This window comes from Pseudomonas acericola (SeqCode) (assembly GCF_053456465.1).
In genome coordinates this window covers 51141-76314 of sequence record NZ_JBRFJB010000003.1, presented here as the reverse complement: position 1 = coordinate 76314, position 25174 = coordinate 51141, and the positions used below count along the sequence as shown (strand labels likewise).

The following is a 25174-nucleotide window of genomic DNA, read 5'->3' as shown; positions in this document are numbered from 1 at the left end:
CAGGCAAGCCAGCTCCCACATAAGCCAGCTCCCACATTGACCGCGATCCGACGCAGATTCTGTATGTATCTGACTGGCCTTGAATACTATGAATACACCCGCCAAAAACCGCCTGGCCAACCCCGGCTGGTTCCTTGTCAGCCCCTCGGTGGCCTTGCTGCTGCTGTGGATGATCGTGCCGCTGGGCATGACCCTGTACTTTTCGCTGATCCGCTACAACCTGCTCTACCCCGGTGAAAACCAATTCGTCGGGCTGGAAAACTTCACCTACTTCATCACCGATTCGGGCTTCTTGCCCGGCGCCACCAACACCCTGTTGCTGGTGGGCAGCGTGCTGCTGATCAGCGTGGTGCTGGGCGTGTTGATCAGCGCCCTGCTCGAAGCCAGTGAGTTCTTCGGTCGCGGCCTGGTGCGGGTATTGCTGATCTCGCCGTTCTTCATCATGCCCACCGTCGGTGCGCTGATCTGGAAGAACCTGATTTTCCATCCGGTGTCGGGGATTCTCGCCGCCGTGTGGAAGTTCTTTGGCGCAGAACCCGTGGACTGGCTCGCACATTACCCGTTGCTGTCGATCATCATCATTGTGTCCTGGCAATGGCTGCCGTTCGCCATCCTGCTGCTGATGACCGCCATGCAGTCCCTCGACCAGGAACAAAAGGAAGCCGCACGCCTGGACGGTGCCGGCGCCATCGCGATTTTCTGGCACCTGACCCTGCCGCACCTGGCCCGCCCGATTGCCGTGGTGGTGATGATCGAGACGATCTTCCTGCTCTCGGTGTTCGCCGAAATCTTCACCACCACCAACGGTGGCCCCGGCTACGCGTCCACCAACCTCGCCTACCTGATCTACAACCAGGCGCTGGTGCAGTTCGACGTGGGCATGGCCTCGGCCGGCGGCTTGATTGCCGTGGTCATCGCCAATATCGCGGCGATCATCCTGGTGCGGATGATCGGCAAAAACCTGACTGACAAGCCTTGAGGGCCGCGCCATGACGCTTCAACAATCCCGCCGCCTGCAAAGCCTGTTGCTCGGCACGTTGGCCTGGGCCATCGCGATCCTGATCTTCTTCCCGATCTTCTGGATGGTGCTGACCAGCTTCAAGACCGAAATCGACGCGTTCGCCACGCCGCCGCAGTTCATCTTCACGCCGACGCTGGAGAACTACCTGCACATCAACGAGCGCAGCAACTACTTCGCCTACGCCTGGAACTCGGTGGTGATTTCCTTCAGCGCCACGGCCCTGTGCCTGCTGATCTCGGTGCCGGCGGCCTACTCCATGGCCTTCTACGAAACCCAGCGCACCAAGGGCACGCTGCTGTGGATGCTGTCGACCAAGATGCTGCCACCGGTGGGCGTGCTGATGCCGATCTACCTGCTGGCCAAGAGCTTTGGTCTGCTGGATACGCGCATCGCGCTGATCATCATCTACACCCTGATCAACCTGCCGATTGTGGTGTGGATGGTTTACACCTACTTCAAGGACATCCCCAAGGACATCCTTGAAGCCGCCCGCCTCGACGGCGCCACCCTGTGGCAGGAAATGGTCCGCGTGCTGCTGCCGATTGCCAAGGGTGGCCTGGCCTCAACGGTGCTGCTGTCGTTGATCCTGTGCTGGAACGAGGCGTTCTGGTCGCTGAACCTGACCTCGTCGAATGCCGCGCCGTTGACCGCGCTGATCGCCTCCTACTCCAGCCCCGAAGGCTTGTTCTGGGCCAAATTGTCCGCCGTGTCGACCCTCGCCTGTGCGCCGATCCTGATCTTTGGCTGGGTCAGCCAGAAACAGCTGGTGCGCGGTTTGTCCTTCGGCGCTGTTAAATAATAATTCCAAGCGGAGGCCCATCATGGCCAACCTGAAAATCAAGAATCTGCAAAAAGGCTTCGAAGGTTTCTCCATCATCAAGGGCATCGACCTTGAGGTGAACGACAAGGAATTCGTGGTCTTCGTCGGCCCGTCGGGCTGCGGCAAATCCACCCTGCTGCGCCTGATCGCCGGCCTCGAAGAAGTCAGCGAGGGCACCATCGAACTGGATGGCCGCGACATCACCGAAGTGACCCCGGCCAAGCGCGACCTGGCGATGGTGTTCCAGACCTACGCCTTGTACCCGCATATGAGCGTGCGCAAGAACATGTCCTTTGCCCTGGATCTGGCCGGCGTCGACAAGAAGCTGGTAGAGAGCAAGGTCAGCGAAGCCGCGCGCATCCTCGAACTCGGCCCGCTGCTGGAGCGCAAGCCCAAGCAGCTGTCGGGCGGCCAGCGCCAGCGCGTGGCCATTGGCCGGGCGATTGTGCGCAACCCGAAGATCTTCCTGTTCGACGAACCGCTGTCCAACCTCGACGCCGCGCTGCGCGTGCAGATGCGCCTGGAGCTGGCGCGCCTGCATAAAGAGCTGCAAGCGACGATGATCTACGTGACCCACGATCAGGTTGAGGCCATGACCCTGGCCGACAAGGTGGTGGTGCTCAACAGCGGGCGCATCGAACAGGTCGGCTCGCCGCTGGAGCTGTACCACCAGCCCGCCAACTTGTTTGTAGCCGGTTTCCTTGGCACGCCGAAAATGGGCTTCCTCAAGGGCAAGGTTACCCGCGTCGAAGGCCAGGGCTGCGACGTGCAACTGGACGCCGGCACCCTGATCAGCCTACCGCTGAGCGGTGCGACGTTGAGCGTGGGCAGCGCGGTGACCCTGGGCATCCGCCCGGAGCACCTGGAAATCGCCAGCGCAGGCCAGACCACCCTGACCGTCACCGCCGACGTCGGCGAGCGCCTGGGCAGCGACACCTTCTGCCACGTCATCACCGCCAACGGCGAGCCGCTGACCATGCGTATCCGTGGCGACATGGCCAGCCAATACGGCGAAACCCTGCACCTGCACCTCGACCCGGCGCACTGCCATCTATTCGACACCGAAGGCAAAGCCGTGGCCCGCCCACTGCGCGCTGCCGCCTGATTTTGCGAGAGTTGTGATGAAACTGAATAAACAGAACCTCACGCGGTTGGCGCCAGAAGTACAGCTGCCGACTTATACGCCGACCGCGCAGGGCATCGCCCATATCGGCGTCGGCGGTTTCCACCGCGCGCATCAGGCGTATTACACCGATGCGCTGATGAACACCGGCGCGGGCCTGGACTGGAGCATTTGCGGCGTCGGCCTGCGCAGCGAGGACCGCAAGGCCCGCGACGACCTGGCCGGCCAGGACTATCTGTTCACCCTGTACGAACTGGGCGACTCCGACGACACCGAAGTGCGCGTGATCGGTGCGATCAGCGACATGCTGCTGGCCGAAGACAGCGCCCAGGCCTTGATCGACAAACTCGCCGACCCGGCTATCCGCATTGTCTCGCTGACCATCACCGAGGGCGGCTACTGCATTGACGACAGCAACGGCGAGTTCATGGCCCACCTGCCGCAAATCCAACATGACCTCGCGCACCCCAAGGCGCCGAAAACCGTGTTCGGCTTTCTCTGCGCCGCCCTGACCCAACGCCGCGCCGCCGGCACCCCGGCGTTTACCGTGATGTCCTGCGATAACCTGCCGCACAACGGCGCCGTCACGCGCAAAGCGCTGCTGGCCTTCGCCGCCCTGCACAATGCCGACCTGCATGACTGGATCGCCGCGAATGTGAGTTTTCCGAATGCCATGGTCGATCGCATCACGCCGATGACCAGCACCGCCCACCGCCTGCAATTGCATGACGAACACGGCATCGACGATGCCTGGCCGGTGGTGTGCGAACCCTTTGTGCAGTGGGTGCTGGAAGACAAGTTCGTCAACGGCCGCCCGGCCTGGGAAACGGTCGGCGTGCAGTTCACCGATGACGTCACGCCCTACGAAGAGATGAAGATCGGCTTGCTCAATGGCAGCCACCTGGCCCTCACGTACCTGGGTTTTCTCAAGGGCTATCGGTTTGTCCACGAGACCATGAACGATCCGGTATTCGTCGCCTATATGCGCGCCTACATGGACCTGGACGTCACGCCCAACCTGGCGCCGGTACCCGGCATCGACCTCACGCAGTACAAGCAGACCTTGGTGGATCGCTTCTCCAACCAGGCGATTGCCGACCAGTTGGAGCGCGTGTGTTCCGATGGCTCGTCGAAGTTTCCCAAGTTCACCGTTCCGACCATCAACCGCTTGATTGCCGATGGTCGCGCGACGGAACGTGCGGCGCTGGTGGTGGCGGCGTGGGCGTTGTATCTGAAGGGCGTGGATGAGAACGGCGTGAGTTACACGATCCCGGACCCGCGTGCGGCGTTTTGCCAGGGGCTGGTGAGTGATGAGGGGTTGATCAGCCAGCGGCTGTTGGGTGTTGAAGAGATTTTTGGCACGGCTATTCCCAATTCGCCTGAGTTTGTGGCAGCGTTTGAGCGGTGTTTTGCCAGCTTGCGTGACAACGGTGTCACCCAAACCCTGCAAACCCTCCTGAAGAAACCGGCTTAAAAAATGTGGGAGCTGGCTTGCCTGCGATGCAGACACCTCGGTCTATCTGATAAACCGAGGCGATGCCATCGCAGGCAAGCCAGCTCCCACACAAGCCAGCTCCCACAGTTGATCGGGTTTTCAATCCAAAATAACAATACTGCTGAGCACCCCACCATGACCCAGCAAAACCTGTTCCTCGGCATCGATTGCGGCACCCAGGGCACCAAGGCCATCGTCCTCGACGCTGCCAGCGGCAAGGTGCTGGGCCAGGGTGCCGCCCCACACACATTGATCAGCGGCGCCAATGGCCGCCGCGAGCAAGACACCCAGGAATGGCTCGACGCCTTCACCGCCGCCACCCACCGCGCCTTGCAACAGGCCGGCGTGGACGGCCAGGACATCCTCGGCATCGGCGTTTCCGGCCAACAGCACGGCCTGGTATTGCTCGATGACAGCGGCCAGGTCCTGCGCCCGGCCAAGCTGTGGTGCGACACCGAAACCACCGCCGAAAACGCGCGCCTGCTGCAGCACCTGGGCGGCGAAAGCGGCGCGCTGGAGCGCCTGGGCGTGGCGATCGCACCGGGCTACACCGTGTCCAAGCTGCTGTGGACCCGCGAGCAACACCCAGACGTGTTCGCGCACATCGCCCATATCCTGCTGCCCCACGACTACCTCAACTACTGGCTCACCGGGCGTGCCGTCGCCGAATACGGCGATGCGTCGGGCACCGGCTACTTCAACGTGCGCAGCCGCACGTGGGATGTGGCCCTGCTCAAGCACATCGACCCGAGTGGGCGCCTGGAAGCGGCGTTGCCGCAACTGATCGAGGCCGACCAAGCCGTCGGCACAATTCTGCCGGCCATCGCCGAACGCCTGGGCATCAACCCCAACGCCATCGTGTCCAGCGGCGGCGGCGACAACATGATGGGCGCCATCGGCACCGGCAATATTGCCGCCGGCGTGATCACCATGAGCCTCGGTTCATCGGGCACCGTGTACGCGTTTGCCGAGCAAGCCAACGTCAGCCCGCAGGCCTCGGTCGCGACGTTCTGTTCATCCAGCGGCGGCTGGCTGCCGTTGATCTGCACCATGAACCTGACCAACGCCACCGGGGTGATCCGCGAGCTGTTCGAGCTGGACCTCGCCGCGTTCAACGCCCTGGTAGCCGAGGCCCCGATTGGTGCCGACGGCGTGAGCATGCTGCCGTTCCTCAACGGCGAACGTGTACCCGCCCTGCCCCACGCCAGCGGCAGCCTGCATGGCCTGACCATGACCAACCTGACCCGCGCCAACCTCTGCCGTGCGGTGGTCGAGGGCACCACCTTCGGCCTGCGCTACGGCCTTGACCTGCTGCGCCAGACCGGCCTGCAAAGCCAGAGCATCCGCTTGATCGGCGGCGGCTCGAAAAGCTCGCTGTGGCGGCAGATGGTCGCCGACATCATGAACACCGAAGTGATCTGTACCGAACAACCGGAAGCCGCCGCACTGGGCGCAGCGATCCAGGCGGCGTGGAGCCAATCCGGCGAATCCCTGGCCAGCCTGTGCGCCAAGTGCGTGAGCCTCGACCTGGCCAGCCGCACCGTGCCGGTGGCGGCCAGTGTCAGCGCCTATCAACAGGCCTACGAACGCTATCAACAGCACGTGGCCACCCTTTAAGAGCGAACGACTATGTATCTGGTGTGTGGTGAAGCGCTGTTTGATTTTTTCAGCGAGGAGGATGCCAGCGGGCAGGCGTCCAAGGTCAACTACAAGGCGATTGCCGGTGGCTCGCCGTTCAACGTAGCCGTGGGGTTGCGCCGCCTGGGCGTGGACGCGGGGCTGTTTGGCGGCGTGTCCACCGACTTCCTCGGCCGGCGCTTGTTGCAGGTGCTCAGGGATGAAGGCGTCAGCGAACAGTTCCTGGTGGAATTTGCTGCGCCGACCACCTTGTCGATGGTCGCGGTGGGCAGCGATGGTTCGCCGCAGTACAACTTTCGCGGCGAAGGGTGCGCCGATCGCCTGCTGGAGAGCAGCCATCTGCCGCCACTCGGCGATGACATTCGCGGCCTGCATATCGGCTCGTTCTCCCTGGTGGTGCAGCCGGTGGGCGACACCCTGCTGCGCCTGGTCCAGCGTGAAAGCGGCAAGCGCCTGATCAGCCTCGATCCCAACGTGCGTCTCAACCCGCAACCGGATATCCAGCTGTGGCGCGCGCGCATCGCCGAACTGGTCCAGCATGCCGACATGATCAAGGTCAGCGACGAAGACCTGCACCTGCTCTACCCCGAACAGTCGCCGGAAAGCGTCTTGCAAGGCTGGCTGCAACACCGTTGCCAGCTGGTTTTTCTTACGCGCGGTGGCGACGGCGCCAGCGTGTTCAGCCGCCAACATGGGCACTGGTCACAATCGGCGGTCAAGGTGGTGATGGCCGATACGGTCGGCGCCGGGGATACCTTCCAGGCCGCGTTGATTGCCTGGTTGACCGAGCACGCGCTGGATTCGGTAGAAGGTCTGCAACAGCTGTCCCGTGAGCAGATCGACAGCATGCTGGGCTTTGCGATTCGCGCCGCGGCCATAACCTGCGGCAAGACCGGACCCGACCTGCCTTTCCGCGACCAACTGGGTTAAATCTGCGTGAAGATGTAGGACAAATTCGGCGATCATGTAGGTAATCGCTTTTGAACATGAAGGTTCTGTCAGGAAACCCCGAAATTAATCAATGGTTAATCGCGGGAGACAACAGTGAACGCGTCCGCCCATCACCACGATGGGCCAGCGAATCCCTGTTGGAGAATCCTCATGAACACAAAAAAACTGCTGATCAGCCTCACCTTGGCGCTCGCCGCCGTATCGGGCGTGGCGCAAGCCGACTCCAAACCAGTGCCCTACCGCTATGGCATGCCCATGGATGTGCAGAAGGTCATCTCGATGAACGAACCGATGACCACTGAATGCAAGGTCATCAAGGCCGATATCAAGTTCCTCGACAAGGCCGGTGTGGAGCAGTACGTGAGCTACAAGAAGTTGTCTGACGCCTGCTCGTTGCAGAATTGAAGACTGTGCTGACAAAGGGCGGCGTAATTGCCTACAAACGGCTATCCTTGCGCGCTGATCACCCGGCCGAAAGGACTCGTCATGCCGCTGCGCTTTCATACGCTCGCCCTCTTCACCGCCCTGCTCTGCTTCGCCCTCGCGCTGACCTGGGGCCTGCGCCCCGACTGGCTGCTGTGGCTGTGGAGTGTGGAGTATTCAAGCGCCACGGGCTTGGTGGCCCGGCGTAACGCCGCGCTGTTCCTGGCCCTCGGCATCATGTTCTACCGCGCCCGCCATGCGCCACCCTCCGACACACGCCGCGCCATCACCACCGGGTTTATCACCGGGTGTTTTGTCTTGGCCGCGCTGGGCTTGAGCGAATGGATCAGTGGCAACGCCGGCCCGGGCATCCTGCTGGCGGTGGTCACGGAAACCGTGCTGGGCCTGGCGTTTATCCAGGCCCATAGAGCTTCGGTACTAACCCCTCAAACGGCTGCCTGATCAATAGGCGCGCCCGCCCACTCTTTGCAGGGTGGGTGCATGGGTGTGCTTGAGGTCTTCGCGCAACCCGGTGATCAGGTTGCAAATGGCGCGACTGCTGTCGAGCTTGTCGGCGTTGATGCCTTTGACTTCCAAATCCACCCGGTCACGGTCGCGGTCGTCAAAGACCTTGATCGTCAGCGAAGCATCTTCGGCTTTGGTGCACTCGCACCGTTTGGGCAGGAAACTTGTTTCAATAATGCTGCGTAATTCCAGTTCCGAAAGCATGGTCAACCTCTCCTTTCCTGAGACTGCCAATCGATTGTTATGGATCTGGCGGGCACTTGCCTGCCACGCCTTGCCAACCCTGGAAGGCGCTTGCAATCACCAGCCTACCCGGCAAAATCCGTTGCCGTTGTAACCTTTCCTCATAAGCGGCATGCGGCGTTATATATCGGCAACAGCGCCGGTTGAATCATCGCCGAACCGCAGCGATTAAACGTTTAACCCGCCAGTTCGCATCCAGCGGCACCTTGCGCCGCCACTCTTTCGGCAACATGTCGCAAACTATCGAAGTTGATATTCGCCCCGGAATTGATCGCCACCAGGGTCTGCCCACTGACGCCACTGCGCGCGACGTACTGGCGAATGCCTGCCACCGCCAACGCCCCGGAAGGTTCAGTGATAGAGCGCGTGTCGTCGTAGATCAGCTTGATCGCGCTGCACAGTTCGTCGTTGCTGACGGTGATGACTTCGTCCACCCAGTCGCGGCAGATTTCAAAACCAAACGCGCCGACCTGCGCCACCGCCGTGCCATCGGCAAACCCATCGACGCTGGGCAACACCACCCGCTCACCGGCACGCAGGGCCGCCAACAGGCAACTGGAGCCTTCGGGCTCGACGCCGACGATGCGCACTTCGGGGCGCAGGTATTTGACGTACGCGGCAATCCCGGCGATCAGCCCGCCGCCGCCCACCGGCACAAAGATCGCATCCAGCGGGCCTTGTTGCTGGCGCAGGACTTCCATAGCCACGGTGCCCTGGCCGGCGATCACCTCTGGGTCATCGAAGGGCGAGACAAAGGTGCAACCCGACGCCTCGGCCAGTTGCAACGCATGGGCCAGGGCAAACGGAAAACTCGCCCCGTGCAGCACCGCTTCGGCGCCCCGGGAACGCACGCCCAGCACCTTGAGTTCCGGGGTGGTGGCGGGCATCACGATGCGTGCCTTGATCCCCAATTCCAGGGCCGCCAGCGCCACGCCTTGCGCATGGTTGCCCGCCGAGGCCGTCACCACGCCCCGGGCCTTTTGCGCGTCAGTGAGTTGCACCAACTTGTTGTAGGCGCCGCGGATCTTGAAGGAAAACGTCGGTTGCAGGTCTTCGCGCTTGAGCAGCACCGTATTGCCCAGCAAGGCCGACAACGCCGGCGCCGCTTGCAAGGGCGTGCGCACCGCCAGGTCGTACACCGGGGCGGCGAGGATTTTTTTCACGTAATGCTCAAGCAGCCCCGGGTCGACGGTATGGGGCGCGGTGCAGGTGCTCATGGGTGTCTCCTGGCGTGGTATCAAGGGCCCTGGAGACGGAAAAACAAAACCCGCCTCTAGGGCGGGTTTGGGTACAGCCGTGCGCTATCCCGCCAAATGAGGAATGGCGGTAATAATCATGCTTGGCTGGCTGCGCAACGTTGGATAAGTCATGCCCTGAAATTAACCGCCCACGGCAGGACGAGTCAACAAAAGGTTTACTTGCGATATACGAAACATATACGCTTTGTATATCAACTCAGCACAGTGAACCCCATGGGCATCGTCAAGATCACCGACCAACTGCACGAACAATTGCGCCTGGCCAGCGCCGCGATGGACCGCTCCATCAACGCCCAGGCCGAGTTCTGGATCAAGATCGGCCTGCTCGCCGAACTGAATCCCAACCTGCCCTACAACGAGCTGATCAACAAACTGTTGCTGGACAAACCCGACCTGATCCGGGGGCGCAGCTGATGATCAAGACCGCCGCCCAACTGGCCGTGATGCGCGAATCCGGGCGCCTGCTGGCCCAGGTGTTCGACATGCTCGACGGCTTTGTCGCCGCTGGCCGCTCCACCCTGGAGCTGGACAGCGCCGTCGAAGCCTTTATCCGCAACGACTTGCAGGCCCGCCCCGCCAGCCTCGGCCAATACGACTACCCCTTTTCCATCAACACCTCGATCAACGAGGTGGTGTGTCATGGCATGCCCAGCGCCAAGGACGTATTGAAGGACGGCGACATCGTCAACATCGACATCACCCTGGAAAAAGGCGGCTACATCGCCGACTCCAGCAAGATGTACATGATTGGCAACGTGGCGCCCAAGGCCCGGCGCCTGGTGGAGCAGACCTTCGAAGCGATGTGGGCCGGCATTCGCCAGGTCAAGCCCGGCGCCCGTCTGGGCGACATCGGCCATGCCATCCAGAGCCACGCCCAGGCCAACGGCTACAGCGTGGTGCGCGAGTACTGCGGCCATGGCATTGGCCGGCAGATGCATGAAGAACCGCAGATCCTGCACTTCGGCCGCCCCGGCACCGGGCTGGAACTGCGCGAAGGCATGGTGTTTACCGTCGAGCCGATGCTTAACCAGGGCAGCGCCAAAGTGCGCGACCTCAAGGATGGCTGGACGGTGGTGACCAAGGACAACAGTTTGTCGGCGCAGTGGGAGCATACGGTAGCGGTGACGGCGCAGGGATTTGAGGTGTTGACCCTCCAAGCCACGCTCTGAATCCCCCTGTTGGAACCGGTTTTTTTGTGGGAGCTGGCTTGCCTGCGATAGCGGTGGGTCAGTCACAGTTGTTTTAACTGGACCACCGCCATCGCAGGCAAGCCAGCTCCCACAGTTGATCGTCCACTGTTGTTCTTCAACAGTCTTACCAACCCTGCCCCTGGCGCTTCAGCTCCAAACGCCGCACAAACTCCTCCAGCACCAGGCCATACAGGTCGTCCTGCAAATACGCATCCTCGATACCCGCGTCCATATTCGGGTTGTCGTTCACCTCGATCACCACCACCTTGTCGCCGGATTGCTTGAGGTCTACGCCATAGAGGCCGTCACCGATCAGGTTGGCGGTCTTCACCGCCAGGTCCACCACCGCCTTCGGCGCTTCATGGACCGCCAGGGTGCGACACTCGCCGTTGATGGCCTGGCCGATGGCCTTGTGGTTGTAAATCTGCCAATGGCCCTTGGACATGAAGTACTGGCAGGCAAAGATCGGCTTGCGGTTGAGCACACCGATGCGCCAGTCGTATTCGGTGTAGAAAAACTCCTGGGCCAGCAGCAGCACCGAATGCTCGAACAACTCGGCGGTGGCCTTGAGCAAGGCTTCCTGGCTTTCCACCTTGATCACGCCCTTGGAAAAGCAGCCGTCGGGGATCTTCAGCACCAATGGAAAACCGAGGCGCTCGCCGACCCGCTCGAAGTCTTCCGGTCGTTCCTTGTAGAGGATTTCGGTGGCGGGCATGCCCAGTTGATGGCTGTTGAGCAGGTCGGCGAGATAGACCTTGTTGGTACACCGCAGGATCGACGCCGGGTCGTCCATCACCACCAGGCCTTCGCTTTCGGCTTTCTTGGCGAAACGGTAGGTATGGTTGTCAACGCTGGTGGTCTCGCGGATCAGCAAGGCGTCGTATTCGGCCAGGCGCGCGTAGTCCTTGCGCTCGATCAACTGCACATCAATGCCCAGCCCCTTGCCCACGCGAATGAAATGCTCCAGGGCCTTGGGGTTGGACGGTGGCAATTGCTCCAGGGGATCATGAAGGATCGCCAGGTCATAACGGGCCACCCGGCGTGAGCGCGGCTGGCGCCAGATCTTGCGGCTGAAGTTGTCGAGGGCGTGGGCGAATTGATCTTCCTGGTCATCGCGCAACTTATGCAACGCACCACACTTCACGCCTTCGATATGCCAGCCGTTATGCTTCTTGAATTCAACTAATAGAATCGGGCAGGCGAAGGTTTCAAATAACTCGCGGGCCAGATCCTGTAAGGGCTCTATGGTAGTCCGACCAAAATAAAGGGTCAGGGTAAAGCCTTCGGTATTACTGTAAAGGTGATGACTCAGGGCTTTATCAAGGGTTTTATCCAAGTTATCCAGGGCCAGCCCATACAACGATTTTTTTGTCAGTTCGCTGATGGTGCGCACCGAGGGAATCACCTTGTGCCCACGCGCTTCGGCCAGCAGCGAACAGTAGTAGCCGTGGCCCAGGTACTTGTAGCTGCGGCACAGGTTGATCACCTGCACGCGCTTGCCGGTGTCGCTGTCGCGGGTTTGCTCCAGGTATTCCTGGGCGGTGACGATGTCTTCGCTGGGGAAATAAGAGGCCCAATCCTCCTTGCGTTCAACAATAATCACTACTTGACTGGACGGTTTGGAAGTCGCGGAAAAATAACCGTTGGAAGTTATTGTCGCCACGACACTTTGCTCGGATACTTCACGCCAATGACCTTGTACCGCTGACATAGTATTTGATCCGCTTAAGAGAACTCGACCTTTCTATTAAGCACGATCTTTTAGAGAAGTCCCGTTTCGTTACGCAACTTTTACGGCGGTTATATGGCACTTTCCTTTCGCGTTGCATGCCCCATGGATATACCCGCGTTAATCGCTCTGGAGCAGCAATGTTTTATCAGTGATCGGCTATCACCGCGCAGTGTGCGCTGGATGGTCAGCCGCGCCCACGGCCAGTTGCTGGTGGTGGCGCGTGACGGGCAACTGCTCGGTTATGCCCTGCTGCTGTTACGCCGCAGGAGTACGCGGGCGCGGCTGTACTCCATTGCCATCGCCGAACACGCGCGCGGCATGGGCCTGGGCCAGCAACTGCTGGCCCGCATCGAAGCCTGCGCCGTGGCGCACCACTGCACCCACCTGCGCCTGGAAGTGCGCACCGACAACCCCGGCGCCCTGGGCTTGTACGAGCGCAACGGCTACCGGCGCTTTGCCCAGGTCGACGACTACTACGCCGACCACACCAGCGCCCTGCGCCTGGAAAAACCCCTCAATGAAAAGAGCCGCCAGTAACCTGTGACAGGGGAGCTTGTTGTGGCGAGGGAGCTTGCTCCCGCTGGAGTGCGAAGCGCTCCCAAGATTTTGGGGCCGCTACGCAGCCCAGCGGGAGCAAGCTCCCTCGCCACACTAATAGGCCTACGCCACCTGTTTGATCGCGGCCTTGGCTTCCAGCTCACGCACCAGTGGCAACACGCGCTTGCCGAAATACTCCACCTCTTCCTGGAAGTGGAGGAAGCCCGCTAGCACCAGGTCCACGCCTACCGCCTTGAGCGCAACAATGCGCTCGGCAATTTGCTGCGGGGTGCCGATCAGGTTGGTCTTGAAGCCGTCGTTGTACTGCACGAGGTCTTCAAAGCTGGATTTGGCCCAGTTGCCCTCGCCTTCCGGTGATGCCTTGCCTGCCTGTTTCGCCGCGTCGCCAAAGGCGTTGACTGCCTCGGGATCGGCCTTGTCGATGATTTCGGCGAGCACGGCGCGGGCCTCTTCTTCGGTGTCGCGGGCGATCACAAAGGCGTTTACGCCGACTTTCACCGAATGGTTGTTGGCCGCCGCCTTGGCGCGAATGTCATCGACCTGGGCCTTGATCCCTTCGGGAGTGTTGCCGTTGGTGAAATACCAGTCCGACACCCGCGCGGCCATGTCCCGGGCCGCCCGCGAACTGCCGCCCTGGAACACTTCCGGCTGGCCCACGGGCTTGGGTTTCAAGGTGTAGTTGTTGAAGCGGTAGAAGTCGCCCTTGAAGGTGAAATCGTCCTGGGTCCAGATACCTTTGAGCGCGCGGATAAATTCCTCGGAGCGGCGATAACGTTCGTCATGCTCCAACCAATGTTCGCCAATGGCCTGGAACTCGCCCTTGAACCAGCCGCTGACGATATTCACCGCGATACGGCCGTTGGTGAGCTGGTCGATCGTCGCCAGTTGCTTGGCCGCCAGCGCCGGCTGCCAAGGCCCGGGCAGGATCGCGGCGATCACCTTGAGGGTGGTGGTCGCCGCCAGCAAGGCATGGCTGAACGCCACGGATTCATGCTGGTTCTCGGCGCCATAGCCGGCGGTGAAGCGGATCTGGGTCAGGCCGTATTCAAACCCGGCGGCTTCCGCCAGTTGCGCCAACTTGCGGTTGTAATCGATGCCCCAGTGGGTGCGTTGCTCGATCTTGCTGACCACCAACCCACCGCTGACGTTGGGTACCCAGTAGGCAAATTTCACAGGCTGCTGACTCATCGGACACTACCTCGTACATAGGGGATGTACAAAAGGCTTGAGCAGCAAGCGTGCCAGCCCGGCCAAACGCCCGCGCCAGGCGGGTTGCGGCAAACGGCGTGGCGTTGCAGCGATGTCGCAGATCGCGACGGTTTGTCGAACCACTGTTGCCAGGGCAACAGTTGCAGCGGCCCGCGCCCCGTAAACACGGGCTCGTGCACCCGGCACGGACTGTGCAATCACCCCTGCATTGCCCACAGGAGCCGTCCCCCATGACTGAACACCACGTCATCAACCCGCTGTCCATCGGTGTCGATTACCCCACGCTGGCCGCGCGCTTCCGGCCGATCTTCGCACGCATCGCCGCAGGCGCCGTGCAGCGCGAACAGAGCCGCACCCTGCCCCACGAACCGATCCAGTGGCTCAAGGAAGCCGGCTTTGGCGCCGTACGCGTGCCGGTGGAATACGGCGGCGGCGGCGCGTCCCTGCCGCAGCTGTTTGAACTGCTGATCGAACTGGCCGCCGCAGACTCCAACATTCCCCAGGCGTTGCGCGGGCACTTTGCATTTGCCGAAGACCGCCTCAACGCACCGCCCGGCGCCGGGCGCGACCTGTGGTTCAAGCGCTTTGTCGACGGCGATATCGTCGGCTGCGCCTGGACCGAAATTGGCACTGTCGCCATTGGCGATGTGGTCACCCAAGTCAGCCCCGACGGCGACAACTGGACACTCAACGGTGAAAAGTTCTACAGCACCGGCAGCATTTTCGCCGACTGGATCGACGTGTACGCCCAACGCAGCGACACCAAGGCCGATGTCATCGCCGCCACCCGCGCCCGCCAGCCCGGCGTGGTGCACAGCGACGACTGGGACGGCTTTGGCCAGCGCACCACCGGCAGCGGCACCTCGCGGTTTACCAATGCGGTGGTGGAAGCAGACAACGTGATCGACTTTGCCACGCGCTTCAAATACCAGACGGCGTTTTACCAACTGGTGTTATTGGCCAGCCTGGCTGGCATCGGCCGCGCTGCGCTCAACGACGTAGCCGAGCAAGTGCGCAGCCGCAAGCGCATCTACAGCCATGGCAACGCGCCCCATGTCAGCGAGGATGCGCAAATTCAACAGGTGGTGGGTGACGTCGCGGCGCTGGTCTATGCCGCCGAAGCCAGTGCGTTGAAAGCCACGCTGCCAGCGCAACGGGCCTACGTCGCCAGGTTTGGCGGGGATGATGCCGCCGAACGCGCAGCCAATGTGGCCGCCGAGATTGAATCGGCGACGGCGCAGGTGGTGGTGTCGGAGTTGATCCAGCGGGCCACCAGCCAGTTGTTCAACGCATTGGGGGCGTCGGATGTGCGCCAGGGTAAATCCCTGGATCGGCATTGGCGCAATGCGCGCACGGTGTCGTCGCACAACCCGGTGATCTACAAGGCGAGGATTGTCGGGGACTGGGTGATCAATGGGACTGAGCCGCCGTTTGTGTGGCAGATCGGCAATGGCCCGGCAAAAACCTGAGGCCAGTCACAATTTTAAAATGTGGGAGCTGGCTTGCCTGCGATAGCGGTGAGTCAGTGAAAAATGTGTTTGCTGACCCACCGCTATCGCAGGCAAGCCAGCTCCCACACAAACCCAGTCCTACAGTTGAATGGTGTACGGCCTTAGAAGGCGAGTTTGTAGCCGATGGCCATCAACATCACCGCCAAACACGGCCGCAGCACGCCGTCCGGCAGTTTGCCGGTCATGTGGCTGCCGATGTAGATCCCCGGCAGCGAGCCCATCAACAGAAAGCCCAGCAAGTGCCAATCCATATTGCCCATGCTCGCATGGCCCAGGCCTGCCACCAGGGTCAGGGGCACGGCGTGGGCGATCTCGGTGCCGACCAGGCGGCGCGTGGCAAGGAACGGATAGAGGATAAACAACGCCACGGTGCCGAGGGCGCCGGCGCCGATGGAGGTCAGCGCGACCATGGTGCCCAGGATGGCGCCGGTAACCACCGTCAGCAGGTTCAGGTTGCGCGGGCTCATGTGGTAGTCGTCACCGGCATGGCGCTGGGCGAAGGCCAGGAGCTGTTTCTTGAACAGGATCGCCAAGGCGGTCAGCAACAGCACCACGCCGAGGGCTTGCTTGATCACCGCGTTCATCGCGCTGGGGTCGGTGTGCAGGCTGGCGAGGAACCACAGGGTCAGCAGCACGGCGGGCACGCTGCCCAGGGTCAACCAGCCGGTGATGGTCCAGTCGATGTTCTTGTTCTTGCTGTGCACCAGCACGCCACCGGACTTGGTGATCGCCGCGTACAACAGGTCAGTGCCCACGGCGGTGGCCGGGTTGATGCCGAACCACAACAGGATCGGGGTCATCAACGAGCCCCCGCCCACACCGGTCATGCCCACGATAAAACCAACAATCAGGCCAGCAACGACGAAACCAACATTACCCACATCCATTACAACTACCTGCGGCCTTATAAATTTCTGGCGGCAGGATAGCGATTTTTCTTATAACGACTTATATCAATGTGATCTGACTTTAGATCGTTTTGTTTTTTCTTCGATTTATTTATCGATGCCTGCATCCATTTGCCGTGCCCATGGGTAGTACCTGCAGCAACCCTGCTGTTCTACCCAATGGAGAAACACCCATGAACGCCAAAGCATTGCTCTGCCTGACTGCCCTGCTCGCTGCCCCGGCGGCCTTCGCCCAGACCGGTTTGCCCGACAGCATCAAGGTGCCGGATGGCCATAAAGTTGCGATGGAAACCACCGGCGTCGGCGAAATCACCTACGAGTGCCGTGACAAAGCCAACGCCGCCGGCCAGACCGAATGGACCTTCGTCGGCCCTAAAGCGGTGCTCAATGATCGCAGCGGCAAACAAGTCGGCACCTACTTTGGCCCACCGGCAACCTGGCAGGCCAAGGACGGTTCGAAGATCACCGGCACCCAGTTGGCCGTGGCGCCGTCGAGCCCGGGCAACCTGCCGTACCAACTGGTCAAGGCCAACCCGGCCGAAGGCAAGGGTGCGATGAGCGGCGTGAGCTACATCCAACGCGTAGCCCTCAAGGGTGGCGTGGCGCCGAGCAGCGAATGCACCACGGCCAACAAAGGCAAGCAGGAAGTGGTGAAGTACCAGGCCGACTACATTTTCTGGGCGGCCAACTGAGCAAACTCGGCTACGCTGCCCCCAGTGCAGATGAACTCGTTGTTCTGCCATTGGGGGTAGCCACACGTGTTTGATTACGAAGCCTGTCTGCTGGCCTGTGCCCGTGGCGACCAGCGCGCGTTGCGCCAACTCTACGAACAGGACAGCAGCCACTTGCTCGGCGTGGCCTTGCGCATCACGCGGGACAAGGCCCTGGCCGAAGATGTCGTGCATGACGCGTTTATCAAGATCTGGCGCGGCGCCGGCAGTTTCGACCCGGCGCGCGGCGCTGCCCGTGGCTGGGTATTCAGTGTGACCCGCCACCTGGCCCTCAATGCCATGCGCAACAGCTACCGCGAAGTGCCGCTGGGCGACGAACATGAGCCCGCCGCAACTCCCGAATTTTCCACCCACACCGGGCAGATCCACACCTGCCTGGAACAGCTCGACCCGGCCCGTCGCACGTGCATCCTGCACGCCTATGTCGACGGTTATTCCCACAGCGAAATCGCCCGGAAACTGGACACCCCGTTGGGAACCGTCAAAGCCTGGATCAAACGTAGCCTCGCCGCGCTGCGGGAGTGCATGGCATGAGCAACCCCCTGGACGAACTGGCCAGCGAATACGTACTGGGCACCCTGCCCGGCGAACAGCGCGCCGAGGTGGAACAGCGCCTCAAGCACGACCCCGAGCTACGCGCGGCGGTGGACGCCTGGGAGCAGCGCCTGTTGCCCCTGACCGCATTGGCCGAACCGGTAACGCCCTCACCGCAGCTGTGGCAGCGCATCGAGCGCAACCTCAGCGGCGTGCGCACGCCGTGGTGGGATCTGCTGGCACTGTGGCGCGGCCTGGCCGGCGCCGGGTTGGTGGCGTCGTTGGCCCTGGCGGCGCTGTTGCTGACCCGCCCAGCGAGCATTGAGCCGACGTTTGTGGTGGTGCTGGTGGCCCCGCAGAACCAGGCGCCGGGCTGGGTGATCCAGGCCAGCAACAACCAGCAGATTCAGTTGATCCCGTTGGGCGTGATGGAAGTGCCCGCCGATAAGGCCCTGCAATTCTGGACCAAGGGCGATGGCTGGCAGGGCCCGGTGTCATTGGGGCTGGTCAAGCCGGGGCAGACGCTGTCAGTACCGTTGGACAAGCTGCCGCCGCTGTCGCCCAACCAGCTGTTCGAGCTGACCCTGGAAGACCCGCGCGGCTCGCCGACCGGCAAACCGACGGGGCCGATCCAGGCGATTGGCCGCGCGGTCAAGGTGCTCTGATCAGGCCACGCTGGGCAGCCACACGCGGAACCGCGCGCCACCCAACGGCGAAGCTTGGGCAATCAACGTGCCGCCCTGGGCTTCCATGGCGCGCCGACTGATCGCCAACCCCAGGCCGAAACCGCCGGTGGCGCGGTCGCGGCTGCGGTCGAGGCGGTAGAACGGTTCGAAGATGCGCTCGCGCTGGTCCAGCGGGATGCCGATGCCATCGTCGTCCACCCAGATTTCGCAGCCGTCCGGACCAACCCTGACGCCGACCTGAATGCGTTTATCGCAGTAGCGCGTGGCGTTGCGCAGCAGGTTTTGCAACACGCGGGCGGTGAGACGCGGGTCGAGGTTGAAGCGCTCGACGGCGCAGTCCAGCGCCACATCGATGACGATCTCGGGGTTTTCCAGCTCGTCATCGACGCTGCCCAGCACGCTGTCGATAAACTCATCAAGCACCACTTCGACCCGCTCCGGCGACTGCGCCGGGTTTTGCAGGCGGCTGTAGGACAGCAGTTCCAGCACCAGCTCGTCCAGCTCGCGGATATGCGCCACCAGGCCTTGCAGGCGTTCGCGGCTGGCCTGGGGCAAGTCGTCGGACAGCGCCAGCGCCAGGCCGAAATCCAGGCGTGTGAGGGGCGTGCGCAGTTCATGGGACACGGCGTTGAGCAGGTCACGCTGCTGGTTGAGCAACTGTTCGACGTCATCGGCCATGGTGTCGAACACCGCCGCCAGGCTACCGATGTTGGAGCTGGGGGGAATGCGTGTGCGTTCCGCCAGATTGCCCCGGCCCAATTGCGCGGCGGTGCTTTTCAGGCGTTCGAGGTCGCGCCAATGGGGGCGCAACCACACCAGAAGGCACGCCAGCAACGCGGCGCCGATCAGCACGTTCATCGACCAGTACAGCAGGTTCATGTCCAGCGGGTCCGGGGGAATGGTCAGCTTGACCACGAACTGCTCGTTGATCGGCGAACTGATGTCTTCCATCCAGCCCCACTCGCCCAGGCGGATCACCGGCTTGCCCTGGGCCAGCAACTGTTCTTCGGCCGGTGTGTAGCTGGCGTCCTGGCGCAGCAACAGCTGCACCTTGAGCGGTGCGAAGTCGGCGCTCAGCTGTTCGGTCAATTGCGACCAACGCTCCACCGGTGCGCGCAGGTACTGCTTGACGATCAGCTTCTGCATGCCCCGCGACTGCTCGACGTTGTAGTCCATGTAACGGTGTTCGAAGAGTTGGATCACCAGCTTGGGAATCAGGAAGATCGCCGCGCTGTAGGTGACGATGGTGATCAGGTACAGCCGCAGGAGTACGCGAAACATCGGTCAGCATTCCCACTCGGAACGGCTGAACAGGTAGCCCTTGCCCCACACGGTCTTGATCTTGCGCGCTTCGCCGGCGTGGTCGTCGAACTTGCGCCGCAGCTTGGAGATGGCCACGTCCACCGAGCGGTCGGTGCCGTTGAACTCGATGCCGCGCAGGCGTTGCAGGATCTGGTCGCGGCTGAGCACTTCGCCCGCGTGCCGGGCCAGCACCACCAGCAGGTTGTATTCGCCGCTGGACAGCTCCACCACCTGCTGGCGCCAGGTCACAGTGCGTTCCGACAGGTCGATGCACAGGTTGCCCATGAGGATCTGATCGTTGGCCACCTGCGGTTCGGACAGGCTGCTGCGGCGCAACAGTGTGCGGACACGAGCGAGTAGCACGCGAGGCTCGCAGGGTTTGGTCACGTAGTCGTCGGCGCCCATTTCCAGGCCCAGCACCTGGTCGTGGCTGTCATCGCGGGCGGTGAGCATGAGGATCGGCAGGCCGGCCGAGTCGGCGCGCAGCAGGCGGCACACTTGCAGGCCGTCGAGGCCGGGCAGCATCAGGTCGAGGATCACCAGGTCCGGCGGGTTGAGGCGCGCGCGTTCACGTACGTGGTCGCCACGGCTGAGCACGCTGACGTGGTAGCCATTGCGTTCCAGGTAGCTGGCAATCAGCTCGGAGAGTGCGGCGTCGTCTTCCACCAGGAGGATGTTGGGCATGGTGTTTCCAAAAAGATACAAAAGAGAGTCGTACACGATTTCAATGCATGAGCAGGCTTGTGTGGGAGCTGGCTTGCCTGCGATAGCCTCGACTCGGTGTGCCTGATGTACCCGGTTGCCCGCATCGCAGGCAAGCCAGCTCCCACATCAGCCCGCGTTTGTATCGGCTAGGATATACGCCCGCAGCCCAGCGTGGGCCTTGCCTTACATTTCTTCACACACGACCTACACAGCTTCACAGCGCCCAGGCCCCGTGGGCCTTAGGATGCACCGGTCATTATTGGGATAAGAGCATGTCGAAGAATCTGTTTGCGCCGTTTTGCCTGCTGGCCCTGACCCTTGCCCTGAGCGCGTGTGACAAATCCGCCGCCGAGGCGCCGCAGATGCCCCTGGCCAAAGTGCGTATCGAAACCCTTCAAGCCAAGCCCCTGTCCATCAGCAGCGAGCTGAGCGGGCGTATCGCCGCGCCGCGCATTGCCGAAGTGCGCGCACGGGTGGCGGGCGTGGTGATGCAACGGGTATTCAAGGAAGGCCATGACGTCAAACAGGGCGACGTGCTCTTTCGCATCGACCCGGCCCCGTTCAAGGCCGACCTCGACAGCGCCCAGGCCAACCTGAGCAAGGCCGAGGCCAACGCGTTCCAGGCGCGCTTGCAAGAGCAGCGCTACAGCCAACTGGTGGCCGACAAGGCTATCAGCGGCCAGGACTACGACAACGCCCGCGCGGCGCTGCGCCAGACCAACGCCGAAGTCGCCGCCAACAAGGCCGCCGTGGAGCGCGCCAAGCTGAACCTGGGCTACGCCACCGTGACCGCGCCGATCTCCGGGCGTATCGGCCGGGCCTTGGTGACCGAAGGGGCGCTGGTGGGCCAGAACGAGGCCACGCCGCTGGCGATCATCCAGCAACTGGACCCGATCCACGCCGACCTGACCCAGTCCACCCGCGAGCTGAACGACCTGCGCCGCGCCTTTCGCGCCGGCAGCTTGAAGCAGGTTGGCCAGGACCAGGCCAAGGCCACGCTGATCCAGGACGACGGCAGCCTCTACCCGTTGCCGGGCAAGTTGCTGTTCGCCGAGATCAGCGTCGACCCGGGCACCGGGCAGATCATCTTGCGCAGCGAATTCCCCAACCCGGAGCTCGACCTGCTGCCCGGCAGCTTTGTACGGGTGCGCCTGGAACAGGCCGTCGACAAGCAAGGCATCAGCGTGCCGCAACGCGCCATTACCCGCGACAGCGCCGGCATCCCGATGGTGCTGTTGTTGGACGCCGAGCAAGTCGTCAGCCAGCAACCGGTGGAGTTGGGTGCGGTGATCGACGACCGCTGGGTGGTCAGCCATGGCCTCAAGCCCGGCGATCGCATCGTCGTCGAAGGCCTGCAACACGCCCGCCCCGGTGAAAAAGTTGAGGTGGACAACAGCCCCACCTCCGGCCAGCTCGTTAAGGAATAATCCGCCATGCCGCAGTTCTTTATTGACCGCCCGATCTTCGCCTGGGTGGTCGCCCTGTTTATCCTGCTGGCGGGCTTGCTGGCCATCCCGCAGTTGCCGGTGGCGCAGTACCCCAACGTCGCGCCGCCGAAAGTCGAAATCTATGCGGTGTACCCTGGCGCGTCGGCGCAGACCCTGGATGAGAGCGTGGTCAGCCTGATCGAGCAGGAGCTCAATGGCGCCGATCACCTGCTGTATTTCGAGTCCCAGAGCAGCCTCGGCTCGGCCACCATCACCGCGACCTTCCAGCCGGGCACCGACCCGGAGATGGCCCAGGTGGACGTGCAAAACCGGCTCAAGGCCGTGGAGCCGCGCCTGCCGCAGGCGGTGACTCAGCAAGGCTTGCAGGTGGAGAAAGTCTCCGCCGGCTTCCTGTTGCTGGTCACCCTCACCTCCAGCGACGGCAAGCTCGATGACGTGGCGCTCAGCGATTACCTGGCGCGCAACGTGATGAACGAGCTCAAGCGCCTGGACGGCGTGGGCAAGGCGCAGTTGTACGGCGCCGAGCGTGCGATGCGCATCTGGATCGACCCGCAGAAGCTGATCGGCTTCAACCTCACGCCCGCCGATGTGAACGCAGCGATCAGCGCGCAGAACGCCCAGGTCTCGGCCGGCAGCATCGGTGATTTGCCGGGCACGAAAACCCAGGAAATCACTGCGGCGATCCTGGTCAAAGGCCAGCTGTCGACACCGGCGGAATTCGCCGACATCGTGCTCAAGGCCAACCCCGACGGCTCCACCGTGCGCGTCGGCGACGTGGCGCGGGTGGAAATCGGCAGCCAGGAATACCAGTTCTCCACACGCCTGAACGGCAAGCCATCCACCGCCGTCAGCGTGCAATTGGCGCCCGGCGCCAACGCGCTGAACACCGCGACCCTGGTGCGGGCGAAGATGGACGAGCTGTCGCGCTACTTCCCGGCGAACGTGGAGTACAAGATTCCGTACGACACCTCGCCGTTCGTCAAAGTCTCGATCACCAAGGTGGTCTACACCTTGCTGGAGGCCATGGCGCTGGTGTTTGCGGTGATGTTCCTGTTCCTGCAGAACGTGCGCTACACGCTGATCCCGACGCTGGTGGTGCCGATTGCGCTGATGGGCACCTTTGCCACCATGCTGTTGCTGGGTTTCTCGATCAACGTGCTAACCATGTTTGGCATGGTGCTGGCCATCGGCATCCTGGTGGACGATGCGATTGTGGTGGTGGAGAACGTCGAGCGGATCATGGTCACCGAGGGTTTGTCGCCCAAGGAAGCCACGCGCAAGGCCATGGGCCAGATCACTGGCGCCATTGTCGGCATCACCCTGGTGCTGGTGGCGGTGTTCCTGCCGATGGCGTTCATGGCCGGTTCGGTGGGGGTGATCTATCAGCAGTTCTCGCTGTCGATGGCCACCTCAATCCTGTTCTCGGCGTTCCTCGCCCTGACCTTGACCCCGGCCCTGTGCGCCACCTTGCTCAAGCCGATTGCCAAGGGCGAGCACCATGCCAAGGGCGGTTTCTTCGGCTGGTTCAACCGGCGCTTCGAACAGCTCACCGACCGTTATGAAGGCTGGGTGGCCTACGCCCTCAAGCGCAGCGGGCGTTACCTGCTGATTTACCTGGTGCTGCTGGTGGGCCTGGGCTGGATGTTCACACGCCTGCCCTCCTCGTTCCTGCCGGTGGAAGACCAGGGTTACACCATCACCGACATCCAGCTGCCGCCCGGCGCGAGCAAGAACCGCACGGTGCAGGTGGCCGAGCAGATCGAAGCGCATAACGCCGGCGAGCCGGGGGTGGGCGATACCACCATGATCATGGGCTTCAGCTTCTCCGGTTCGGGGCAGAACGCCGCGTTGGCGTTTACCACGCTCAAGGATTGGTCGGCGCGCGGCAGCGCGGATTCGGCGATGGCGATTGCCGACCGCGCCAACGCCGCGTTCAGCGAACTCAAGGATGCGATTGCCTACGCCATCCTGCCGCCGCCGGTAGACGGCCTGGGCACTTCCAGCGGCTTTGAGTTCCGCTTGCAGGACCGCGGTGGTGTCGGCCATGCCGCACTGATGGCGGCACGTACCGAGTTGCTCGCGGCCGCCGAGAAGAGCCCGATCCTCGCCAACGTGCGCGAAAGCGCCCTGGCCGAAGCGCCGCAAGTGCAGCTGGAAGTGGACCGCAAGCAGGCCAACGCACTGGGCGTGTCGTTTGCCGATGTGGGCAATGTGCTGTCCTCGGCGATTGGTTCGGCCTATATCAACGACTTCCCCAACCAGGGCCGCATGCAGCGCGTGGTGGTGCAGGCCGAAGGCGACCAGCGCAGCCAGGTGGCGGACTTGATGAGGATCAACGTGCGCAACAAGGAAGGGAAGATGGTGCCGCTGTCGGCGTTTGTCGAAGCCAAATGGACCCAGGGCCCGGCACAGTTGACGCGCTATAACGGCTACCCGGCCATCGCCATCAGCGGCGAAGCGGCACCGGGGCACAGTACCGGCGAGGCGATGGATGAAATCCAGCGGCTGGTCAACCAACTGCCAGCGGGTTTGGGCCAGGAATGGACCGGGCTGTCGTTGCAGGAACGCTTGTCCGGTGCCCAGGCGCCGCTGTTGTTGGGCTTGTCGCTGCTGATCGTGTTCCTGTGCCTGGCAGCGTTGTATGAAAGCTGGTCGATTCCGACCTCGGTGCTGCTGGTGGTGCCGCTGGGCGTGCTCGGCGCGGTGTTGGCGGTGAGCTTGCGCGGCATGCCCAACGATGTGTTCTTCAAGGTGGGCTTGATCACCATCATTGGCCTGTCGGCGAAGAACGCGATCCTGATCATCGAGTTTGCCAAGGACCTGTATGACCAGGGCGAAGACCTGATCAGCGCGACGCTGAAAGCGGCACGCCTGCGCTTGCGGCCGATCATCATGACGTCGCTGGCGTTCATTCTTGGCGTAGTGCCGTTGGCGATTGCCACCGGGGCCAGCTCGGCGAGCCAGCAGGCGATTGGTACGGGGGTGATTGGCGGGATGATCACGGCGACATTGGCGGTGGTGTTTGTGCCAGTGTTCTTTGTGGTGGTCATGAAACTGGTGAAGAAAAAACCTCGATAGCACAGCCACCCCTTTCCTCTGTGGGAGCTGGCTTGCCTGCGATGGCATCGACTCGGTATTTCGGGCATACCGAGTTGGTGCCAT

At 62.4% G+C, this 25174-nt stretch carries 22 protein-coding genes and 2 pseudogenes; 17 read left to right on the top strand and 7 right to left on the bottom strand.

All coding sequences use genetic code 11. The features are described 5' to 3' along the window. The first annotated feature begins 88 nt into the window (after positions 1-88). From ACU688_RS12360 to ACU688_RS12325, 8 genes are all read left to right on the top strand, one after another. Positions 89-979 (top strand): carbohydrate ABC transporter permease, encoded by an 891-nt coding sequence (locus tag ACU688_RS12360; RefSeq protein ID WP_017734519.1) that lies wholly within the window; start codon positions 89-91, stop codon positions 977-979. A gap of 10 nt (positions 980-989) precedes the next feature. Beyond that, positions 990-1820: a carbohydrate ABC transporter permease gene (locus ACU688_RS12355; RefSeq protein WP_017734518.1), complete on the top strand. Its 831-nt coding sequence runs from the start codon at positions 990-992 to the stop codon at positions 1818-1820. A 22-nt stretch (positions 1821-1842) separates the two neighbouring features. Continuing rightward, positions 1843-2946 carry an ABC transporter ATP-binding protein gene (locus ACU688_RS12350; protein ID WP_448184922.1) on the top strand — a complete coding sequence of 368 codons (1104 nt, stop codon included), beginning with the start codon at positions 1843-1845 and terminating at the stop codon, positions 2944-2946. Between the two features lie 16 nt (positions 2947-2962). Next, positions 2963-4438, top strand: a complete 1476-nt coding sequence (locus tag ACU688_RS12345; RefSeq protein WP_448184921.1) for a mannitol dehydrogenase family protein — start codon at positions 2963-2965, stop codon at positions 4436-4438. A gap of 156 nt (positions 4439-4594) precedes the next feature. Next, positions 4595-6076, top strand: a complete 1482-nt coding sequence (gene xylB / locus ACU688_RS12340) for a xylulokinase (RefSeq protein WP_448184920.1) — start codon at positions 4595-4597, stop codon at positions 6074-6076. Positions 6077-6088: 12 nt separating this feature from the next. Then, complete coding sequence (locus tag ACU688_RS12335; RefSeq protein WP_448184919.1) at positions 6089-7027, top strand: carbohydrate kinase family protein; 939 nt, start codon at positions 6089-6091, stop codon at positions 7025-7027. Between the two features lie 171 nt (positions 7028-7198). Beyond that, entirely contained in the window at positions 7199-7453 is a 255-nt protein-coding gene (locus ACU688_RS12330; RefSeq protein ID WP_448184918.1) for a DUF2790 domain-containing protein, read from the top strand. Positions 7454-7534: 81 nt separating this feature from the next. Continuing rightward, positions 7535-7933, top strand: coding sequence for a hypothetical protein (locus ACU688_RS12325; RefSeq protein ID WP_448184917.1), 399 nt, complete (start codon positions 7535-7537; stop codon positions 7931-7933). Here the strand turns inward: ACU688_RS12325 and ACU688_RS12320 are convergent, their stop codons facing one another. Both ACU688_RS12320 and ilvA read right to left on the bottom strand, forming a co-directional pair. Next, entirely contained in the window at positions 7934-8200 is a 267-nt protein-coding gene (locus ACU688_RS12320; RefSeq protein WP_448184916.1) for a DUF1652 domain-containing protein, read from the bottom strand. 257 nt (positions 8201-8457) lie between these two features. After that, positions 8458-9456 (bottom strand): annotated as a pseudogene (ilvA, locus tag ACU688_RS12315) (threonine ammonia-lyase, biosynthetic); the annotation flags it as partial. A 255-nt stretch (positions 9457-9711) separates the two neighbouring features. Here ilvA and ACU688_RS12310 point away from each other — a divergent pair. Both ACU688_RS12310 and map read left to right on the top strand, forming a co-directional pair. Continuing rightward, positions 9712-9912, top strand: coding sequence for a ParD-like family protein (locus ACU688_RS12310; RefSeq protein ID WP_025855286.1), 201 nt, complete (start codon positions 9712-9714; stop codon positions 9910-9912). Beyond that, entirely contained in the window at positions 9912-10667 is a 756-nt protein-coding gene (gene map, locus ACU688_RS12305; protein ID WP_448184915.1) for a type I methionyl aminopeptidase, read from the top strand. The genes ACU688_RS12310 and map overlap by 1 nt, the downstream gene beginning before the upstream one ends. Positions 10668-10812: 145 nt before the next feature. Here map and ACU688_RS12300 read toward each other — a convergent pair whose 3' ends face one another. Next, positions 10813-12399, bottom strand: a complete 1587-nt coding sequence (locus ACU688_RS12300; RefSeq protein WP_448184914.1) for a RimK family ATP-grasp domain-containing protein — start codon at positions 12397-12399, stop codon at positions 10813-10815. Positions 12400-12492: 93 nt separating this feature from the next. Between ACU688_RS12300 and ACU688_RS12295 the strand changes: the two are divergent. Then, positions 12493-12930 (top strand): annotated as a pseudogene (locus ACU688_RS12295) (GNAT family N-acetyltransferase); the annotation flags it as partial. Positions 12931-13080: 150 nt separating this feature from the next. Here ACU688_RS12295 and sfnG read toward each other — a convergent pair. Continuing rightward, on the bottom strand, positions 13081-14166 hold the full coding sequence (sfnG, locus tag ACU688_RS12290) for a dimethylsulfone monooxygenase SfnG (protein WP_448184913.1): 1086 nt from the start codon (positions 14164-14166) through the stop codon (positions 13081-13083). Positions 14167-14417: 251 nt separating this feature from the next. Here sfnG and ACU688_RS12285 point away from each other — a divergent pair, with 251 nt between their 5' ends. Further along, positions 14418-15656 (top strand): acyl-CoA dehydrogenase family protein, encoded by a 1239-nt coding sequence (locus ACU688_RS12285; protein WP_448184912.1) that lies wholly within the window; start codon positions 14418-14420, stop codon positions 15654-15656. Positions 15657-15799: 143 nt separating this feature from the next. Here the strand turns inward: ACU688_RS12285 and ACU688_RS12280 are convergent, their stop codons facing one another. Beyond that, complete coding sequence (locus ACU688_RS12280) at positions 15800-16585, bottom strand: sulfite exporter TauE/SafE family protein (protein ID WP_207046664.1); 786 nt, start codon at positions 16583-16585, stop codon at positions 15800-15802. Positions 16586-16779: 194 nt separating this feature from the next. Between ACU688_RS12280 and ACU688_RS12275 the strand changes: the two genes are divergently transcribed. The 3 genes from ACU688_RS12275 (at position 16780) to ACU688_RS12265 (ending at position 18536) form a co-directional block, all read left to right on the top strand. Then, a complete protein-coding gene (locus ACU688_RS12275) occupies positions 16780-17298 on the top strand; it encodes a DUF3455 domain-containing protein (RefSeq protein WP_448184911.1) in 519 nt (172 codons plus the stop codon). Positions 17299-17364: 66 nt separating this feature from the next. Continuing rightward, entirely contained in the window at positions 17365-17871 is a 507-nt protein-coding gene (locus ACU688_RS12270; RefSeq protein ID WP_448184910.1) for a sigma-70 family RNA polymerase sigma factor, read from the top strand. Next, a complete protein-coding gene (locus tag ACU688_RS12265) occupies positions 17868-18536 on the top strand; it encodes an anti-sigma factor (protein ID WP_448184909.1) in 669 nt (222 codons plus the stop codon). The genes ACU688_RS12270 and ACU688_RS12265 overlap by 4 nt, the downstream gene beginning before the upstream one ends. Here the strand turns inward: ACU688_RS12265 and ACU688_RS12260 are convergent, their stop codons facing one another. Together ACU688_RS12260 and ACU688_RS12255 are read right to left on the bottom strand one after the other, a co-directional pair. Beyond that, positions 18537-19838 carry an ATP-binding protein gene (locus tag ACU688_RS12260; RefSeq protein ID WP_448184908.1) on the bottom strand — a complete coding sequence of 434 codons (1302 nt, stop codon included), beginning with the start codon at positions 19836-19838 and terminating at the stop codon, positions 18537-18539. Positions 19839-19841: 3 nt separating this feature from the next. Then, entirely contained in the window at positions 19842-20543 is a 702-nt protein-coding gene (locus tag ACU688_RS12255) for a response regulator (RefSeq protein WP_448184907.1), read from the bottom strand. Between the two features lie 293 nt (positions 20544-20836). On the opposite strand from ACU688_RS12255, the gene ACU688_RS12250 reads away from it, so the two are divergent. Together ACU688_RS12250 and ACU688_RS12245 are read left to right on the top strand one after the other, a co-directional pair. Further along, on the top strand, positions 20837-21991 hold the full coding sequence (locus tag ACU688_RS12250; RefSeq protein WP_448184906.1) for an efflux RND transporter periplasmic adaptor subunit: 1155 nt from the start codon (positions 20837-20839) through the stop codon (positions 21989-21991). 6 nt (positions 21992-21997) lie between these two features. Next, complete coding sequence (locus ACU688_RS12245; protein WP_448184905.1) at positions 21998-25090, top strand: multidrug efflux RND transporter permease subunit; 3093 nt, start codon at positions 21998-22000, stop codon at positions 25088-25090. Positions 25091-25174: the final 84 nt, after the last annotated feature.

What these genes read in the sequence shown, in the direction of transcription:
- ACU688_RS12260 (WP_448184908.1), bottom strand. Translation starts at nt 19,838, where the DNA reads ATGTTTCGCGTACTCCTGCGGCTGTACCTGATCACCATCGTCACCTAC.
- ACU688_RS12330 (WP_448184918.1), top strand. Translation starts at nt 7,199, where the DNA reads ATGAACACAAAAAAACTGCTGATCAGCCTCACCTTGGCGCTCGCCGCC.
- map (WP_448184915.1), top strand. Translation starts at nt 9,912, where the DNA reads ATGATCAAGACCGCCGCCCAACTGGCCGTGATGCGCGAATCCGGGCGC.
- ACU688_RS12355 (WP_017734518.1), top strand. Translation starts at nt 990, where the DNA reads ATGACGCTTCAACAATCCCGCCGCCTGCAAAGCCTGTTGCTCGGCACG.
- ACU688_RS12335 (WP_448184919.1), top strand. Translation starts at nt 6,089, where the DNA reads ATGTATCTGGTGTGTGGTGAAGCGCTGTTTGATTTTTTCAGCGAGGAG.
- ACU688_RS12250 (WP_448184906.1), top strand. Translation starts at nt 20,837, where the DNA reads ATGTCGAAGAATCTGTTTGCGCCGTTTTGCCTGCTGGCCCTGACCCTT.
- ACU688_RS12310 (WP_025855286.1), top strand. Translation starts at nt 9,712, where the DNA reads ATGGGCATCGTCAAGATCACCGACCAACTGCACGAACAATTGCGCCTG.
- ACU688_RS12265 (WP_448184909.1), top strand. Translation starts at nt 17,868, where the DNA reads ATGAGCAACCCCCTGGACGAACTGGCCAGCGAATACGTACTGGGCACC.
- xylB (WP_448184920.1), top strand. Translation starts at nt 4,595, where the DNA reads ATGACCCAGCAAAACCTGTTCCTCGGCATCGATTGCGGCACCCAGGGC.
- ACU688_RS12245 (WP_448184905.1), top strand. Translation starts at nt 21,998, where the DNA reads ATGCCGCAGTTCTTTATTGACCGCCCGATCTTCGCCTGGGTGGTCGCC.
- ACU688_RS12255 (WP_448184907.1), bottom strand. Translation starts at nt 20,543, where the DNA reads ATGCCCAACATCCTCCTGGTGGAAGACGACGCCGCACTCTCCGAGCTG.
- ACU688_RS12275 (WP_448184911.1), top strand. Translation starts at nt 16,780, where the DNA reads ATGAACGCCAAAGCATTGCTCTGCCTGACTGCCCTGCTCGCTGCCCCG.
- ACU688_RS12285 (WP_448184912.1), top strand. Translation starts at nt 14,418, where the DNA reads ATGACTGAACACCACGTCATCAACCCGCTGTCCATCGGTGTCGATTAC.
- sfnG (WP_448184913.1), bottom strand. Translation starts at nt 14,166, where the DNA reads ATGAGTCAGCAGCCTGTGAAATTTGCCTACTGGGTACCCAACGTCAGC.
- ACU688_RS12325 (WP_448184917.1), top strand. Translation starts at nt 7,535, where the DNA reads ATGCCGCTGCGCTTTCATACGCTCGCCCTCTTCACCGCCCTGCTCTGC.
- ACU688_RS12300 (WP_448184914.1), bottom strand. Translation starts at nt 12,399, where the DNA reads ATGTCAGCGGTACAAGGTCATTGGCGTGAAGTATCCGAGCAAAGTGTC.
- ACU688_RS12280 (WP_207046664.1), bottom strand. Translation starts at nt 16,585, where the DNA reads ATGGATGTGGGTAATGTTGGTTTCGTCGTTGCTGGCCTGATTGTTGGT.
- ACU688_RS12320 (WP_448184916.1), bottom strand. Translation starts at nt 8,200, where the DNA reads ATGCTTTCGGAACTGGAATTACGCAGCATTATTGAAACAAGTTTCCTG.
- ACU688_RS12350 (WP_448184922.1), top strand. Translation starts at nt 1,843, where the DNA reads ATGGCCAACCTGAAAATCAAGAATCTGCAAAAAGGCTTCGAAGGTTTC.
- ACU688_RS12345 (WP_448184921.1), top strand. Translation starts at nt 2,963, where the DNA reads ATGAAACTGAATAAACAGAACCTCACGCGGTTGGCGCCAGAAGTACAG.
- ACU688_RS12360 (WP_017734519.1), top strand. Translation starts at nt 89, where the DNA reads ATGAATACACCCGCCAAAAACCGCCTGGCCAACCCCGGCTGGTTCCTT.